The organism is Mesorhizobium sp. RCAM 06353 (assembly GCF_059683585.1).
In genome coordinates this window covers 343,708-359,935 of the sequence record NZ_CM185031.1, presented here as the reverse complement: position 1 = coordinate 359,935, position 16,228 = coordinate 343,708, and the positions used below count along the sequence as shown (strand labels likewise).

Sequence of the window (16,228 nt, the reverse complement as noted above, 5' to 3'; positions counted from 1 at the left end):
CCCGGTCCCGCTCTTTTTTATTACCTGCCGATAGGTTTGAAACGAACGACAGGTACTTGATGACTGCAACGGCAAGCGAAGGTGACGACCGCATCATCCGCGAAAGCGGCATCGATGCGCGCATTGCGCTGATCGTCCAGCCGGTGCTGCGCGGCATCGGCTTTCGCCTTGTGCGCGTGCATCTGTCCGGCCAGAACGGGCTGACACTGCAGATCATGGCCGAACGCGAGGACGGCACCATGACCGTCGAGGATTGCGAAGAGGTCAGCCGCGCGGTGTCGCCGGCGCTTGACGTCGATGATCCGATCGAGAAGGCCTATCATCTCGAAGTCTCGTCGCCCGGCATCGACCGGCCGTTGGTGCGCAAATCGGATTTCGTCACCTGGACCGGTCACTTGGTGAAGATGGAAACATCGGTCATCGTCGCCGATCGCAAGCGCTTCAAGGGCAAGATCGCCGAGGCCGGTGAAAACGACGTGCTGATCGAGCGCGACAAGGCGGCCTATGGCGAGGAGCCGACGGTGCGCGTTCCCTATGACGCGATCGCCGATGTGCGGCTGATCCTTACCGACGACCTCATCCGTGAGGCGTTGTCGAAGGACAACCGGGAACGCAAGGAAGCCAAGAAACGCCGCGGCGAGCCTGATGATGCACCCGACGGTGCTGAAGGCGGCGCGGAAGACGAAATCGAACAGGAACTATGATTGAGCGGCCGGGCGTAAAAGCTCGGCAACAAGCTCGGGAGAAATAAGATGGTTGTTAGCGCCAACAGACTTGAACTGCTGCAGATTGCCGACGCGGTCGCGCGTGAAAAGTCGATCGACAAGTCGATCGTCATCGCCGCCATGGCCGATGCGATCCAGAAGGCGGCGCGCTCGCGTTATGGCCAGGAAACCAACATCCGCGCCGACATCAACCCGAACACCGGCGAGATGAAGCTGCAGCGGCTGATGGAAGTGGTCGAAAAGGTCGACGACTACGCCACGCAGATCGCCATTTCCTCGGCCCGCGAGCGCAATCCCGACGCCCAGCTCGGCGACTTCATCGCCGAACAGCTGCCGCCGATGGATTTTGGCCGCATCGCCGCCCAATCGGCCAAGCAGGTCATCGTGCAGAAGGTGCGCGAGGCCGAGCGTGACCGCCAGTACGACGAATACAAGGACCGCATCGGCGAGATCGTCAACGGCACCGTCAAGCGCGTCGAATACGGCAACGTCATTGTCGATCTCGGCCGTGGCGAGGCGATCATCCGCCGCGACGAGCTGATTCCGCGCGAGAACTACAAGTATGGCGACCGCGTCCGCGCCTATGTCTACGACGTGCGTCGCGAGCAGCGCGGCCCGCAGATCTTCCTGTCGCGCACCCATCCGCAGTTCATGGCCAAGCTCTTCACCATGGAAGTGCCGGAAATCTATGACGGCATCATCGAGATCAAGTCGGTTGCCCGCGATCCGGGCTCGCGCGCCAAGATCGCCGTCATCTCGCGGGACAGTTCGATCGATCCGGTCGGCGCCTGCGTCGGTATGCGCGGCAGCCGCGTCCAGGCCGTCGTCGGCGAATTGCAGGGCGAAAAGATCGATATCATTCCGTGGTCGCCTTCGGCCGCCTCCTTCATCGTCAATGCGCTGCAGCCGGCGGAAGTCGCCAAGGTCGTGCTTGACGAGGACGCCGAGCGCATCGAGGTGGTGGTTCCCGACGATCAGCTGTCGCTGGCCATCGGCCGCCGCGGCCAGAACGTGCGTCTCGCCTCGCAGCTCACCGGCTGGGACATCGACATCCTGACCGAGGCCGAGGAATCCGAGCGCCGCCAGAAGGAATTCGTCGAGCGCTCGGCGCTGTTCATGGAAGCCCTCGATGTCGACGAGATGGTTGGCCGGGTGCTGGCCTCCGAAGGCTTCACCAGCGTCGAGGAAGTCGCCTATGTCGACGCTGGCGAAATCGCCTCGATCGACGGCTTCGATGAAGACACCGCTTCGGAAATCCAGACCCGCGCCCGCGAGTATCTGGAGAAGATCGAGGCCGAGCATGACGACAAGCGCAAGGCACTGGGCGTGACGGACGAATTGCGCGAGATCCCCGGTGTCACCACCGCCATGATGGTGACGCTCGGCGAGGACGGCGTGAAGACCATCGAGGATTTCGCCGGCTATGCCGCCGACGACCTGACCGGCTGGAAGGAACGCAAGGACGGCGAGACCAAGGTATTCCCCGGCGTGCTCGCCAATCACGGCGTGTCGCGCGCCGATGCCGAGCAGATGGTTCTCAATGCCCGCCTCAAGGCCGGCTGGATCACCGAAGACGAGCTTGCAGCCGAAGAAGTCCCGGCTGACGAAGCCGTTGGTGCGTGAGGTGAAACCGCATCGCACAGAACCCGCCCTTGGACGAGATGAACGATCGCACCTGCATCGTCACCCGCAAGCAGGCCGAACCGGATGAATTGATCCGGTTCGTCGTCGGCCCGGATTCGGCCGTCGTTCCTGATCTCAAGAGAAATCTGCCCGGCCGTGGTTGCTGGGTGAGCGCTGACCGCCTACATATCGACAAGGCGGCGGCCAGGAACCTTTTTGCCCGCGCCTTCAAGGCACAGGTGGTTGTGCCGCCGGATCTTGGCGGCATGGTCGATGGGCTGCTTTCCAGATCCGCTCTGGGCATGCTGGGTCTCGCCCGCAAGGCAGGCGCGATTTCTCTTGGTGCCACCAAGGTCGAGAGCGCGGTGCGCGGTGGATTAGCGCTTTTCGTGCTCCACGCGAACGAAGCATCCGACGATGGCGTGCGCAAGATCAGCCAGGCGCGGCGGGCGACCGTCCATATTGGCGGCCCTTCTATCCTTGCCTACAAACTTTTCTCCGAGGCCGAGTTGAGCTTGGCATTGGGGGGCACAAATGTGATACATGCTGCCGTCCTCGCGGGAGACGCGGGTAAGGCGGTCCAGAAGCGCATGGTTGCGCTCGACCGATATCGGGGCGGTACCCCGGACGATCTGGCAATGCTTGCGGCCGTTGCTGACGAAGATGAGCCCGCAGAGGATATGGAATGAGCGATACGAAATCGGGCGACGACAATACGCTGAGTGTGACGCCGAAGAAGACCTTGACGCTGAAGCGCCCCGGCATGGAGCAGGGCACTGTGCGTCAGAACTTCTCGCACGGCCGCACCAAGCAGGTCGTCGTCGAAACCAAGAAGCGCAAATTTTCGATGCCCGGCGACAAGCCGGAGCCGGTCGCCGCTCCCGTCTTCACACCGAAGCCGGTGGTCGTGGCTGCGCCTGTCGTACAGGAAGCGCCAAAGGCGCCACCTCCTCCGCCTCCGCCGGCACCACCAGCCCCTGTCGAACGCGGCGGTATGGTGCTGAACGAGCTGTCGCGCAGCGAAATGGAGGCGCGCCGCAGGGCGCTTGAGGGCTCGAAGGTCCGCGAGGTCGAAGACCGCCAGCGCGCCGCCGAGGATGCCAAGCGCCGCGCCGATGACGAAGAGCGCCGCAAGCGCGAACGCGAGGAGTCCGCGCGCCGCCAGGCCGAGGAAGAGGCACGGTTGCAGACCGAGGCCGAATCCCGCCGCCGCGCCGAGGAGGAGGCGCGCCGCCGCGCGCCGCAAGCTGCAGAATTGGCAACCGCCGATGACGAGGAGGTCAAGCCGAAGCGGGCCGTAGCTGGTGCGCCAGTGCGCCGTCTGGTCACGCCCGAAGTGGCGCGTCCGGCCAAGCCGACCAAGAGCGAGGAAGACCGCCGCCGTGGCAAGCTGACGCTGAATTCCGCACTATCCGACGAGGATGCGCGGGCCCGTTCGCTGTCGTCGATGCGTCGTCGCCAGGAAAAATTCAAACGCGCGATGCACAATGAGCCGCGCGAGAAAGTCATGCGCGAAGTGATCCTGCCGGAGACCATCACCATCCAAGAACTGGCGCAGCGCATGTCCGAGCGTGCGGTCGATCTGGTGAAGTACTTCATGAAGCAGGGCCAGATCCTGAAGCCGGGCGACGTCATCGACGCCGACACGGCCGAACTGGTCGCCACCGAATTCGGCCATACGGTCCGCCGCGTTGCCGAGTCCGACATCGAGGAAGGCCTGTTCAACATCGCCGACAATACCGAGGACCTGGTGTCGCGTCCGCCTGTCGTGACCATCATGGGCCATGTCGATCACGGCAAGACCTCGCTGCTCGACGCGATCCGCAATGCCAACGTCGTCTCCGGCGAGGCCGGCGGCATCACCCAGCATATCGGTGCCTATCAGGTCGAGAAGAATGGTCACAAGATCACCTTCATCGACACGCCAGGCCACGCCGCCTTCACGGCGATGCGCGCCCGTGGCGCCCAGGCCACCGACATCGCCATCCTGGTGGTGGCGGCCGATGACAGCGTCATGCCGCAGACGATCGAATCGATCAGCCATGCCAAGGCGGCCGGCGTTCCGATCATCGTGGCGATCAACAAGATCGACAAACATGACGCCGATCCGCAGAAAGTACGCTCCGAACTGCTGCGTCATGAGGTCTTCGTCGAATCCATGGGCGGCGAGGTGCTGGACGTCGAAGTGTCGGCGACCAAGGGCACCAATCTCGACAAGCTGCTCGAGGCGATCCTGCTGCAGGCCGAAATCCTCGACCTGAAGGCCAATCCGGACCGTACCGCCGAGGGCGTCGTTATCGAGGCGCAGCTCGACAAGGGCCGTGGCCCCGTTGCCACCGTGCTGGTGCAGACCGGTACCTTGATGCCCGGCGACATCCTTGTTGCCGGCAACGAATGGGGCCGCGTGCGCGCGCTGGTCAACGATCGCGGCGAGCAGATCAAGGAAGCGCCGCCGGCGATGCCGGTCGAGGTGCTCGGCCTTCAGGGCACGCCGCAGGCTGGCGACCGCTTCGCCGTGGTCAACAACGAGGCCCGCGCCCGCGAGATCACCGAGTATCGCCAGCGTCTGGCGCGCGAGAAGGCGGTGGCCAAGCATGCCGGCCAGCGCGGCTCGCTCGAACAGATGATGTCGCAGTTGCAGACGAGCGGGCTGAAGGAATTCCCGCTGGTCATCAAGGGCGACGTGCAGGGTTCGATCGAAGCCATCAACGCCGCGTTGGACAAGCTCGGCACCGACGAGGTGCGTGCGCGCATCGTCCATGCCGGCGCCGGCGCCATCACCGAAAGCGATGTGTCGCTGGCGGAAACGTCTGGTGCGGCGATCATCGGCTTCAACGTCCGTGCCAACGTGCAGGCACGTGCCGCAGCCGCGGCCGCGGGCATCGAGATCCGCTATTACTCGATCATCTACAACCTCGTGGATGATGTGAAAGCGGCTCTGTCGGGCCTGCTGTCGCCGGAGCGTCGCGAGACCTTCATCGGCAATGCCGAGATCCTCGAGATCTTCGACATCACCAAGGTCGGCAAGATCGCCGGCTGCCGTGTCACCGAAGGCAAGGTCGAACGTGGCGCGGGCGTACGCCTGATCCGCGACAACGTCGTCATCCACGAAGGCACGCTGAAGACGCTGAAGCGCTTCAAGGACGAAGTTTCGGAAGTCCCCGGCGGCCAGGAGTGCGGCATGGCCTTCCAGAACTACGAGGACATGCGCGTCGGCGACGTCATCGAGTGCTTCCGCGTCGAGATGGTGACCCGGACGCTCTGAGTTCGCGTGACTTGTCCATGCCAGGCGGTGGTCGAATGACCGCCGCCTGGAGTTTATTGTGAAATTGCGCATCGTGCTTTTCGAAACCGAATTCGATTTCGGGCCGATGCGTTGACATGTGAGACATGCGGCACGGTCCTATCCCGCGCCTCACGCTTTCAGGATTGAGAAAAATGCCCCGTCCAACCACATCCAGCCCATCCCAGCGTATGCTGCGCGTTGCCGAACAGGTGCGCCATGCGCTCTCCGAAACCTTGCAGCGCGGTGAGATCATCGATCCGCTGATCGAGAACACCGTGGTGTCGGTCTCGGAAGTGCGCATGTCGCCCGATCTGAGGGTCGCCACCGCTTTCGTCTCGCCGCTTGGTGCCAAGGATGCCGATGCGGTGATCGAGGCGCTGAACAAGCATGCGAAATTCGTCCGTGGCCGTGTCTCCGGCGCACTGCGGCAGATGAAGTTCATGCCGGAGTTCCGCTTCAAGCTCGACACCTCCTTCGACAATTTCGCCAGGATCAACGATCTCCTGAAGTCGCCCGAGGTGGCGCGTGATCTGGGTGCCGAAGGCCAAAACGACGACGACAAGGACAAAGACATCAAGGCCAAAGACGACAAGGACAGCGAATAATGGGGCGTCGCGGCAAGAAAAAGGGCCGGCCAATCTCGGGCTGGGTGGTGCTGGACAAGCCGGTCGGCATGGGCTCGACCGAGGCCGTGTCCAAGATCAAATGGCTGTTCCAGGCGGAAAAAGCCGGCCATGCCGGTACGCTCGACCCACTGGCGTCCGGCATGCTGCCGATCGCGCTCGGCGAAGCGACCAAGACCGTGCCTTATGTGCAGGACGGCGCCAAGATCTATCGCTTCACCGTTGCCTGGGGCCAGGAGCGCTCCACCGACGATCTTGAAGGACCGGTGACGAAGAGTTCCGAGCTGCGTCCGGCGGAAGCCGAGATCAAGGCGCTGCTGCCGAAATACACCGGCGTCATCATGCAGACACCGCCGCAATTCTCGGCCATCAAGATCGCGGGCGAACGCGCCTATGACCTCGCCCGCGAAGGCGAGACGGTCGACATTCCCGCGCGCGAGATCGAGATCGGGCGTCTGGACATCATCGAGCATCACGCCGACGACACTATTTTCGAGGTCGAATGCGGCAAGGGCACCTATGTGCGCTCGCTGGCCCGCGACATGGGCCGCGACCTCGGCTGCTTCGGCCATATTTCCAACCTGCGCCGGGTCGAGGTCGAGCCGTTCACGCCTGAGGATTTCGTCACCATCGCCGAACTCGAGTCGGCTCGCTTCGGCGTGCAAGGTGACGACAAGCCTGAGCCTGCCGACGATGCTGATGCAATTGAAGTGCCGGTGGACTTCGGCGCGATCGACGCGCTTCTTGTCGATACCTCAGCGGCTCTCGACTGCCTGCCGCAGATCGCCATCAGCGACGACGCGGCGACAAAGATCCGGCTTGGCAACCCGGTCATCATTCGTGGCCGCGATGCGCCTGTCGAGGCGGAAGAAGCCTGCGCGACGGCACGCGGCAAGCTGGTTGCCATCGGCGCGATCGAGCAAGGCATGTTCAAGCCCAAGCGGGTCTTTGCCGGCTGACAGCTCTCGGCTAACTTCACGTTGACTCTACGCTCGAGGGACACATGGCAAAGGCCGAGGCGGTGAAGAAGCGGGCGCCGGTGAAGACGCGGCGGCCACCGGTCGGCGCTTCGCCGGGCACGCTGATCGCCGATCCGGCGGCGCGCCGCTCCGAGCTCAGGCTGACGCTGATCTCGCCGGAAAAATTCGAGACCATCGACAATGCCAGCATCGATGACCTCAACACCCATTGCGACAGCTGGCCGGTCGTCTGGCTGGATTGCACGGGCCTCGCCAACATCCAGCTGATCGAGGAGATCGGACGGATCTTCAGCCTGCATCCGCTGGCGCTGGAAGATGTCGTCAATACCGGCCAGCGGCCGAAGGTCGATTTCTTCGAGGACCACGCCTTCGTCGTCATGCGTATGATCGACGACGTCAAGGTGCATCGCTATGAGCAGATCGCGGTGTTCTTCGGCAAGAACTTCGTCGTCACCTTCCAGGAGCGCGAAGGCGATCCCTTCGATCCCGTGCGCAAGCGCATTGCCGCCTCCTTGCCCAACCGGTTGCGTTCGCGCGGCGCCGACTATCTTGCCTATGCGCTGATTGATGCCATCGTCGACAGCTATTTCCCGCCGATCGAGACGGCAAGCGATGAGGTCGATGGCATCGAGGACGAGATGCTGACCACGCCGCACAAGCATCAGATGCGGCATCTGCACGAATTGCGGCGCGACGCCAATGTGCTCAAGGGCGTGCTGTGGCCGATGCGCGATGCGCTGGCGACGCTGATCCGCAACGACGTGCCCTATGTGAAGGCCGAGACCAAGATTTTCTTCAACGACACGCTCGACCATGCGCTGCGGCTGATCGAACTGGTCGAGAACCAGCGCGACATGCTGACCGGCCTGATCGAAATGCATCTGTCGCTGAGCCAGGCGCGCACCAACGACGTTATCTCCTACCTGACCATCGTCTCGGTGATCTTCATGCCGCTCACCTTCCTGGTTGGCATATGGGGCATGAATTTCGACCCCGAAAGTTCGCCGTGGAATATGCCGGAACTGAAGGCCTATTATGGCTATCCGGCTTCGCTGCTGTTCATGCTGGCCGTTGCTGTCGGGCTGATCGTCTTCTTCAAACGGAAGAAGTGGCTGTAAAAGCGGAAAACTTGCCGTTTTGGCGTGAAAAGCCGGCTTCGTGAATTGGGCTGGTGTTTTCCGGGGAATTGCACTATATGCGCCGCAGCATAGCGCCACGACGCTTTGCCTGCACCGGCCCCTGCTGGACGACATCCCGGCTGAGGGCGACCCGTTTCCTCAAACAGATAAGGAAAAACACGATGTCGATTACTGCCGAGCGCAAACAGGAATTGATGGGTGAATTCGCAACCGCCAAGGGCGATACCGGGTCTCCGGAAGTCCAGGTGGCCATCCTTTCCGAGCGCATCAAGAACCTGACCGATCATTTCAAGGACCACAAGAAGGATAACCATTCCCGCCGTGGTCTGCTCGCTCTCGTGTCCCAGCGCCGCAGCCTGCTTGATTATCTCAAGCGCAAGGACGACGCGCGCTATCAGACACTGATCGAGAAGCTCGGTCTGCGCCGTTGACGAATTGACCGGCGGGCTCCCACAGGGAGTCCGCCGGTCGCGCATTCGAGCCCCGGTCCAATCCGATCTCGAATGCAGGACTGGAGCGCCGCGCACTCATCCGGATGCCGGACGGACGCTCCAACAGGTGAATTTGCGCATGACGCGTTCCGTAAGCCGTGGGTTTCGGGGTCATGCGCAGGCCAGTCGATCGATTGGCCATATCCGGCTTAGAGCGTGCAGAGGGCCACTCTAAGCCACCCATGGACGGTCATGGGGCAGGATTGCAGGACGCTCGTATGGCCATAGTGCCGATGAAACCCGAGCCTCCCGTTGTCTTGCCCGTGGCTGCCCGAGAAAGGAAGCCAGAGGAAAGGGTACCCGCGCACGCTGAAACGGCGCGGCCCTTCCTCATATAAAGGACAAGACATGTTTAATCAGCACAAAGTGGAAATCGAATGGGGCGGTCGCCCGCTCATCCTCGAAACCGGCAAGATCGCGCGTCAAGCTGACGGCGCTGTGCTCGCGACCTACGGCGAGACCAAGGTTCTGGCCACCGTCGTTTCGATGAAGGAGCCCAAGCCCGGCCTCGATTTCTTTCCGCTGACCGTCAACTACCAGGAAAAGACCTATGCCGCCGGCAAGATCCCGGGCGGCTATTTCAAGCGCGAAGGCCGTCCGAGCGAAAAGGAAACGCTGGTTTCGCGTCTCATCGACCGCCCGATCCGTCCGCTCTTCGCCGCTGGCTACAAGAACGACACCCAGATCGTCGTCACCGTCGTCCAGCACGATCTTGAGAACGATCCGGACATCCTGTCGATCGTCGCCACCTCGGCCGCTTTGACCCTGTCGGGCGTTCCCTTCATGGGCCCGATCGGCGGCGCGCGCGTCGGCTACATCAACGGCGAATACGTGCTCAACCCGCATGTCGACGAGATGCAGGAATCCAAGCTCGACCTCGTCGTCGCCGGCACCGCCGACGCCGTGCTGATGGTCGAGTCCGAAGCCAAGGAACTTGGCGAAGAGCTGATGCTCGGCGCCGTCATGTTCGGCCACAGGGGCTTCCAGCCGGTGATCGACGCCATCATCAAGCTGGCCGAGGTTGCCGCCAAGGAGCCGCGCGACTTCACCGCGCCGGACTATTCCGCGCTTGAAGCCGAGATGCTGAAGATCGTCGGCGACGAGCTCAGCGCTGCCTACAAGAACGTCGACAAGCAGAAGCGCTACGCCGCCGTCGACGCCGTCAAGGCGAAGGTCAAGGCCGCCTTCGCTCCGGCCGAAGGCGAAGACGCCAAGTACACCTCCGAACAGATTGGCTCCGTGTTCAAGGAACTGCAGGCCAAGGTCGTGCGCTGGAACATTCTCGACACCGGCTCGCGCATCGATGGTCGCGACCTGAGCACGGTTCGCAAGATCGTCTCCGAAGTAGGCGTTCTGCCGCGCACCCATGGTTCGGCGCTGTTCACCCGCGGCGAGACCCAGGCGCTGGTCGTTGCCACGCTCGGTACCGGCGAAGACGAGCAGTATGTCGATTCGCTGACCGGCATGTACAAGGAGAAGTTCCTCCTTCACTACAACTTCCCTCCCTACTCCGTCGGTGAGACCGGCCGCATGGGTTCGCCGGGTCGCCGCGAAATCGGCCACGGCAAGCTCGCCTGGCGCGCTATCCGTCCGATGCTGCCGAGCGCTGACCAGTTCCCCTACACGCTGCGCGTAGTCTCGGAGATCACCGAGTCCAACGGTTCGTCGTCGATGGCCACCGTCTGCGGCACCTCGCTGGCGCTGATGGATGCCGGCGTGCCGCTGGCGAAGCCCGTTGCCGGTATCGCCATGGGCCTGATCAAGGAAGGTGAGCGCTTCGCCGTGCTCTCCGACATCCTTGGCGACGAGGATCACCTCGGCGACATGGACTTCAAGGTCGCCGGCACCGAAGGTGGCATTACCTCGCTGCAGATGGACATCAAGATCGATGGCATCACCGAAGAGATCATGAAGATCGCGCTTGGCCGAGGCCAAGGACGGTCGTCTCCATATCCTCGGTGAAATGGCGCATGCCCTGACCGGCGCCCGCCCCGAACTCGGTGAGTTCGCACCGCGCATCGAGGTCATGCACATCCCGACCGACAAGATCCGCGACGTCATCGGTTCGGGCGGCAAGGTCATCCGCGAGATCGTCGAGAAGACCGGCGCCAAGATCAACATCGAGGACGACGGCACGGTCAAGATCGCTTCGTCGAACGCCAAGGAGATCGAGGCGGCCAAGAAGTGGATCCACACCATCGTCGCCGAGCCGGAAGTCGGCGAGATCTACGAAGGCACGGTCGTCAAGACCGCCGACTTCGGCGCCTTCGTCAACTTCTTCGGTCCGCGTGACGGCCTCGTCCACATCTCGCAGCTTGCCAACGACCGGGTCGCCAAGACCTCCGACGTCGTCAAGGAAGGCGACAAGGTCTGGGTCAAGCTGATGGGCTTCGACGAGCGCGGCAAGGTCCGCCTGTCGATGAAGGTCGTCGACCAGGCCACCGGCAAGGAAGTCGCTCGCGACAAGAAGACCGAAGGCGAAGAAAACGCCGCCTGAGCGGTCTGACAGGAAATCGGAGCGGGCGCGGCTTAGGTCGCGCCCGTTTTCGTTTGGAAGGTAGAGGGAATGTCCGCTGAGGCGCTGAAGACGCTTTTCCATCCGTTCGAGGCCGAGGCTCTTGCCTTGCCGCGAAAGGGCGAGCGCATCCTTTTCCTCGGCGCCGAGCCAGGTTTTCGCCTGCCGAAAGGCTTCGAGGCAGGGCTGCATCTCGTACAAGGCTTTCGGCCGTACTTTCGCGCGCTGCAGGCATCTGGTTACGCCGTCACGCCGCAAGCGGAAGGCGGCAGCTTTGATATGGCGCTTGTGTTTGCCGGCCGTCATCGTGGCCAGAACGAGCTGCGCATTGCCGAGGCCCTCGAGCGCGTGGCGCCGGGCGGACTGATTGTCACTGCTGGCGGCAAGGACGATGGCATTGCAAGTCTGCGCAGGCGCGTCGACGAGCTTGTGCAGCTCGACGGCCATATGCCGAAATATCACGGCGTCGCCTTCTGGCTGCGGCGCCCTGTGGATATGCAAGCTGTCGCGGCACTTCGCGCCGCCAATCCCGGGCAACTGGTCGATGGCCGGTTCCACACCGCTCCTGGCATGTTCTCCTTCGATCGCGTCGATGCAGGGTCGAAACTGCTGGTTGACAACCTGCCCGGTGATCTGCGCGGCAGTGCGGCCGATTTCTGCGCCGGCTGGGGCTATGTGGCGGCTGAGATGGCCGCCCGTTGGTCAGGCCTGTCGGCGCTCGATCTTTACGAGGCCGATTTCGATGCGCTGGAGGCGGCCAAGGGCAACCTCGCCAACAGCGTGGCGCAAGGCTTCTTCTGGACGGATCTGCTCGCCGAGCCGGTCGAGCGCCGCTACGACGTCATCGCCATGAACCCGCCCTTCCATCGCAGCCGCGCGGCGGAGCCGGAGATCGGCGCCGGCATGATCCGCGCGGCAGCCAAGGCGTTGAAGCCCGGTGGCAGGCTGTTCATGGTCGCCAACCGCCAGCTTCCCTACGAGCCCGTGCTGTCGGCGGCCTTTGCCAGCCACGCGGAACTCGCCCGTGACGGCATGTTCAAGGTGTTCTCTGCGCGGCGCTGAAACGATGCGTATCGCGTTCAGTGCAAATTGGCGACACGTCTGACCTCGTCGGTGACATATCCGTCGCCGGCGCTGAACTTGAGCGGCCCCGGACGGCCGAACAGGTAGCCCTGCACCACCTCGCAACCGGCGGCGCGCAGCAAAGTCGCCTGGTTCTCGGTCTCGACGCCTTCGGCAATGATGCTGACGCCGAGTGCCCGCGAAAGCCCGACAATGGTCGAAACGACGGCACCGGAACTGGAATCGGTATCGATGCGGCTGACGAAGGAGCGGTCGATCTTCAGCTTGCCGAACGAAAAATCGATCAGGTAGCTCAGATTGGAATAGCCGGTGCCGAAATCGTCGACGGCAACGGAGATGCCCATGTCGGCAAGCTCTTTCAGGATAGCGGCCGCGCGGTCGCGGTCCTGCATCATCGCCGTCTCGGTGACTTCCAGCTCCAGCCGCGACGGCTTGATGCCGGTGGCCCGCATTGTGTCACGCACGATGCCGACGAAATCCTTGGTCATGAACTGAACCGGCGAGATGTTGACGGCGACGAAACAGTCTTCCGGCAAATGGCTGGCATCGCTGCAGGCCTTGCGCAAAACCCATTCGCCGATCGGGTTGATCATGCCGGTTTCCTCGGCGATCTGGATGAACTCCATGGGCGGGATCATGCCGCGTTCGGGATGGTTCCAGCGGATCAGCGCCTCGTAGCCGATGATACGGCCGGTCGGCAGGTCGAGCTGCGGCTGATAATGCAGGTCGAAGTCTCCGCGTTCGAAAGCGGTGTGCAGTTCGGATTCGACCCATTGGCGATAATCGGCGACACGCCCCATCTCGCTGTCGAACACCGACCAGTTGCCGACGCCGCTGGCGCGCGCATTCTGCAGCGCTAGGTTGGAGCGGCGCAGGAGAAGGACTGGATCGACGCCATCCTTGGGCATGGCGACGATCCCCACCGACAGACCCACCGATTGCTGATGGCTGCTGAGTTCATAGGGCTCGGTCATCTCGTCGATGAGCCTTTCGACCATGCTTTCCAGCGTTCCCTGGATCTGATGATCCGGGAGCAGCACGGCAAACTCGCCGGCGCCGATGCGCCCGATCAGGGCGCGTGCGGGCACACAGCCCTGCAGCCGTTTGGTGAAGGCGCGGATCAACTCATCGCCCTGGCTGTAGCCGATCGCGTCGTTGATGTGCTTGAAACGGTCGATGTCGATGTCGATCAGGAACATCGGTTCCCCGGTTCGGCTTGTCGCGCACGCCGCCTCGGCGATCTTGCCGACCATTGCCGGGCGCGCCAGCAGTCCGGTCAGCTTGTCGAAATGGGTTTCGTTGAAGACGAAATCCGCCGATTCATCGACGCCGGCGAAGAAGGACATTGCCGCCACCGACGCCGCCAGCGCGCAAAGCGCAGCCATGATAGCGACCATCATGTCCGCTGATATGCCGGCAAAACCACCACCGAGGCCAAGCTTCAGGCCCCAGATGCCGAGGATGAAACTGCCAATGCCCGAGCTCGCTATCGTGAGCAGTCGGAACACCGGTGTTCGCTTCGGGTTGCTGACGGCAGACATTCAAAGGTCCCCAGATTGCCGGGCTCTATAGCGGGAATCCTCTTAAAATGAGTTTCCGCGAATGCATCCAATTTTACTGGAGAAGATTATTTTTTTACTGGAAATGGGCCATTTCTCCGAAACGGTTGCCCAAAGCGTGTCGCCTTGATCCGTTTCAGGGCCGGTTAACCATCCGTCTGCTTCAACTCATCGAGCGTCGGCATCGACACGATGTGATAGCCGGAATCGACATAGTGGATTTCGCCGGTGACGCCGGAGGCGAGGTCGGACAGCAAATAAAGCGCCGAGCCACCGACCTCGTCGATGGTGACGGTACGGCGCAGCGGCGAGTTGCGCTGCTGGTAGGAGAACATGTGGCGGGCGTCCGAAATGCCGGCGCCGGCCAGCGTGCGCACCGGGCCTGCCGAGATGCCGTTGACGCGGATGCCGCGCGGACCGTAGTCGTTGGCAAGGTAGCGCACGCTGGCCTCGAGGCCGGCCTTGGCGACGCCCATGACATTGTAGTTCGGCATGACGCGGACCGAACCGGCATAGGTCAGCGTGATCATCGAGCCGCCCTGCGTCATCAGTGCTGCCGCATTGCGGGCCACTTCGGTGAAGGAGTAGCAGGAGATCACCATGGTGCGGACGAAATTGTCCCGGCTGGTGTCGGCGTAAAGGCCCTTCAACTCATTCTTGTCGGAAAAGCCGATGGCGTGGACGACGAAGTCCAGTCCGCCCCAGGCGTTGCCCAGCGTCTCGAACGTGGCGGCGACCGAAGCGCTGTCCTCGACATCGCAGGGCACAACCAGCGAGGCGCCGAGCTTGTCGGCGAGCGGCTTGACCCGGCGGCCGAAGGCCTCGCCCTGATAGGTGAAGGCGAGCTCCGCCCCATGTTCGGACAATTTCTGGGCGATGCCCCAGGCGATCGAATGATCGTTGGCGACACCCATGACAAGCCCGCGCTTGCCCTTCATCAGTCCGTCCATGGCTGGCAGATCCTTCTAGAAAAAACGCAGGCCTTATGCGGAATAGCGCTGGAAAACGAGCGTTGCGTTGGTGCCACCGAAACCGAAGGAATTTGACAGGACGGTGTCGATCTTGGCGTTGTCGATGCGCTTGCGCACGATCGGCATGCCCTCGAATTCAGGGTCGAGCATCTCGATATGGGCACTCTCGCCGATGAAGCCGCCTTGCATCATCAGGATCGAATAGATGGATTCCTGCACGCCGGCCGCGCCCAGCGAATGGCCGGTCAGCGATTTCGTCGAGGTAATGAACGGCATCTTCTCGCCAAACACCTCGCGGATGGCGCCCATTTCCTTGGAATCCCCCACCGGCGTCGAGGTGCCGTGGGTGTTGATGTAATCGACCGGCGTCGAAACGGTCGCCAGCGCCTGGCGCATGCAGCGGACTGCGCCTTCGCCGGAAGGCGCCACCATGTCGTAGCCGTCAGAGGTCGCGCCGTAGCCGACGATCTCGGCATAAATCTTGGCGCCGCGAGCCTTGGCGTGTTCAAGTTCCTCCAGGATGAGCACGCCCGCGCCGCCAGCAATGACGAAGCCGTCGCGATTGGCGTCATAGGCGCGGGAAGCGGCGGAAGCCCTGTCGTTGAACTTGGATGACATGGCGCCCATGGCGTCGAACAGGTCCGACATCGTCCAGTCGAGATCCTCATGGCCGCCGGCAAACACTACATCCTGCTTGCCCCACTGGATGAGCTCATAGGCGTTGCCGATGCAATGCGCCGAGGTCGAGCAGGCCGACGAGATCGAATAGTTGACGCCGTGGATCTTGAACCATGTGGCCAGCGTTGCCGACGCGGTCGACGACATCGCCTTCGGCACGGCAAAGGGGCCGATACGCTTGGGGCTGCCGTTCTTCAGCGTCGTTTCGGCCGCCTCGACGATAGTGCGGGTGGAAGGGCCACCCGAGCCCATGACGATGCCGGTGCGCTCATTGGTGATGTCGCTTTCGCCGAGGCCCGCATCGGCGATCGCCTGATCCATGGCGACGTGGTTCCAGGCAGCACCCTGGCTCAGGAAGCGCATCGCGCGGCGATCGATCATGGCGGACGGGTCGAGCGTCGGAGCGCCCCAGACCTGGCAACGAAAGCCGTGCTCGGCGAAGGAATCGGAAAAGCTGATGCCGGATCTGGCGTCATGCAGCGAGGTCTGCACCTCGTTGGCATTGTTGCCTATCGACGACACGATGCCGAGGCCTGTGACTACGACACGTCTCAT

Annotated in this window: 12 protein-coding genes and 1 pseudogene; 10 read left to right on the top strand and 3 right to left on the bottom strand. The window is 62.7% G+C overall.

The genetic code is table 11. The features are described 5' to 3' along the window. The first annotated feature begins 59 nt into the window (after window positions 1-59). The 10 genes and pseudogenes from rimP to AC56QX_RS01530 all read left to right on the top strand — a co-directional run bounded on the left by rimP (window position 60) and on the right by AC56QX_RS01530 (window position 12,444). Window positions 60-704, top strand: coding sequence for a ribosome maturation factor RimP (gene rimP / locus AC56QX_RS01575; protein WP_497113407.1), 645 nt, complete (start codon window positions 60-62; stop codon window positions 702-704). 48 nt (window positions 705-752) lie between these two features. Continuing rightward, on the top strand, window positions 753-2,348 hold the full coding sequence (gene nusA / locus AC56QX_RS01570; RefSeq protein ID WP_497113406.1) for a transcription termination factor NusA: 1,596 nt from the start codon (window positions 753-755) through the stop codon (window positions 2,346-2,348). A gap of 38 nt (window positions 2,349-2,386) precedes the next feature. After that, complete coding sequence (locus tag AC56QX_RS01565; RefSeq protein WP_497118064.1) at window positions 2,387-3,037, top strand: RNA-binding protein; 651 nt, start codon at window positions 2,387-2,389, stop codon at window positions 3,035-3,037. Then, on the top strand, window positions 3,034-5,613 hold the full coding sequence (gene infB, locus AC56QX_RS01560) for a translation initiation factor IF-2 (protein ID WP_497113405.1): 2,580 nt from the start codon (window positions 3,034-3,036) through the stop codon (window positions 5,611-5,613). Before AC56QX_RS01565 ends, infB begins: the two co-directional genes overlap by 4 nt. A 173-nt stretch (window positions 5,614-5,786) precedes the next feature. Beyond that, window positions 5,787-6,239 carry a 30S ribosome-binding factor RbfA gene (gene rbfA, locus AC56QX_RS01555; RefSeq protein WP_497113404.1) on the top strand — a complete coding sequence of 151 codons (453 nt, stop codon included), beginning with the start codon at window positions 5,787-5,789 and terminating at the stop codon, window positions 6,237-6,239. Beyond that, window positions 6,239-7,216 carry a tRNA pseudouridine(55) synthase TruB gene (gene truB, locus AC56QX_RS01550; RefSeq protein ID WP_497113403.1) on the top strand — a complete coding sequence of 326 codons (978 nt, stop codon included), beginning with the start codon at window positions 6,239-6,241 and terminating at the stop codon, window positions 7,214-7,216. The genes rbfA and truB overlap by 1 nt, the downstream gene beginning before the upstream one ends. A 44-nt stretch (window positions 7,217-7,260) precedes the next feature. Next, window positions 7,261-8,355, top strand: a complete 1,095-nt coding sequence (corA, locus tag AC56QX_RS01545) for a magnesium/cobalt transporter CorA (RefSeq protein WP_497113402.1) — start codon at window positions 7,261-7,263, stop codon at window positions 8,353-8,355. 77 nt (window positions 8,356-8,432) lie between these two features. Further along, window positions 8,433-8,807, top strand: coding sequence for a 30S ribosomal protein S15 (rpsO, locus tag AC56QX_RS01540; RefSeq protein ID WP_272481095.1), 375 nt, complete (start codon window positions 8,433-8,435; stop codon window positions 8,805-8,807). 408 nt (window positions 8,808-9,215) lie between these two features. After that, window positions 9,216-11,364: pseudogene (gene pnp, locus AC56QX_RS01535) on the top strand (polyribonucleotide nucleotidyltransferase). A 69-nt stretch (window positions 11,365-11,433) separates the two neighbouring features. Further along, window positions 11,434-12,444, top strand: a complete 1,011-nt coding sequence (locus tag AC56QX_RS01530) for a class I SAM-dependent methyltransferase (RefSeq protein ID WP_497113401.1) — start codon at window positions 11,434-11,436, stop codon at window positions 12,442-12,444. A 17-nt stretch (window positions 12,445-12,461) separates the two neighbouring features. On the opposite strand, the gene AC56QX_RS01525 is transcribed toward AC56QX_RS01530, so the two are convergent. The 3 genes from AC56QX_RS01525 to fabB all read right to left on the bottom strand — a co-directional run bounded on the left by AC56QX_RS01525 (window position 12,462) and on the right by fabB (window position 16,228). Next, entirely contained in the window at window positions 12,462-14,006 is a 1,545-nt protein-coding gene (locus AC56QX_RS01525) for a putative bifunctional diguanylate cyclase/phosphodiesterase (RefSeq protein ID WP_497113400.1), read from the bottom strand. A gap of 164 nt (window positions 14,007-14,170) precedes the next feature. Further along, window positions 14,171-14,974 (bottom strand): enoyl-ACP reductase FabI, encoded by an 804-nt coding sequence (gene fabI, locus AC56QX_RS01520; RefSeq protein ID WP_477223017.1) that lies wholly within the window; start codon window positions 14,972-14,974, stop codon window positions 14,171-14,173. A 33-nt stretch (window positions 14,975-15,007) separates the two neighbouring features. Beyond that, complete coding sequence (gene fabB / locus AC56QX_RS01515) at window positions 15,008-16,228, bottom strand: beta-ketoacyl-ACP synthase I (protein WP_497113399.1); 1,221 nt, start codon at window positions 16,226-16,228, stop codon at window positions 15,008-15,010.

Coding starts and splice junctions, on each gene's coding strand:
- rimP (WP_497113407.1), top strand. CDS start 60: ATGACTGCAACGGCAAGCGAAGGTGACGACCGCATCATCCGCGAAAGC.
- nusA (WP_497113406.1), top strand. CDS start 753: ATGGTTGTTAGCGCCAACAGACTTGAACTGCTGCAGATTGCCGACGCG.
- AC56QX_RS01565 (WP_497118064.1), top strand. CDS start 2,387: ATGAACGATCGCACCTGCATCGTCACCCGCAAGCAGGCCGAACCGGAT.
- infB (WP_497113405.1), top strand. CDS start 3,034: ATGAGCGATACGAAATCGGGCGACGACAATACGCTGAGTGTGACGCCG.
- rbfA (WP_497113404.1), top strand. CDS start 5,787: ATGCCCCGTCCAACCACATCCAGCCCATCCCAGCGTATGCTGCGCGTT.
- truB (WP_497113403.1), top strand. CDS start 6,239: ATGGGGCGTCGCGGCAAGAAAAAGGGCCGGCCAATCTCGGGCTGGGTG.
- corA (WP_497113402.1), top strand. CDS start 7,261: ATGGCAAAGGCCGAGGCGGTGAAGAAGCGGGCGCCGGTGAAGACGCGG.
- rpsO (WP_272481095.1), top strand. CDS start 8,433: ATGCGCCGCAGCATAGCGCCACGACGCTTTGCCTGCACCGGCCCCTGC.
- AC56QX_RS01530 (WP_497113401.1), top strand. CDS start 11,434: ATGTCCGCTGAGGCGCTGAAGACGCTTTTCCATCCGTTCGAGGCCGAG.
- AC56QX_RS01525 (WP_497113400.1), bottom strand. CDS start 14,006: ATGTCTGCCGTCAGCAACCCGAAGCGAACACCGGTGTTCCGACTGCTC.
- fabI (WP_477223017.1), bottom strand. CDS start 14,974: ATGGACGGACTGATGAAGGGCAAGCGCGGGCTTGTCATGGGTGTCGCC.
- fabB (WP_497113399.1), bottom strand. CDS start 16,228: ATGAGACGTGTCGTAGTCACAGGCCTCGGCATCGTGTCGTCGATAGGC.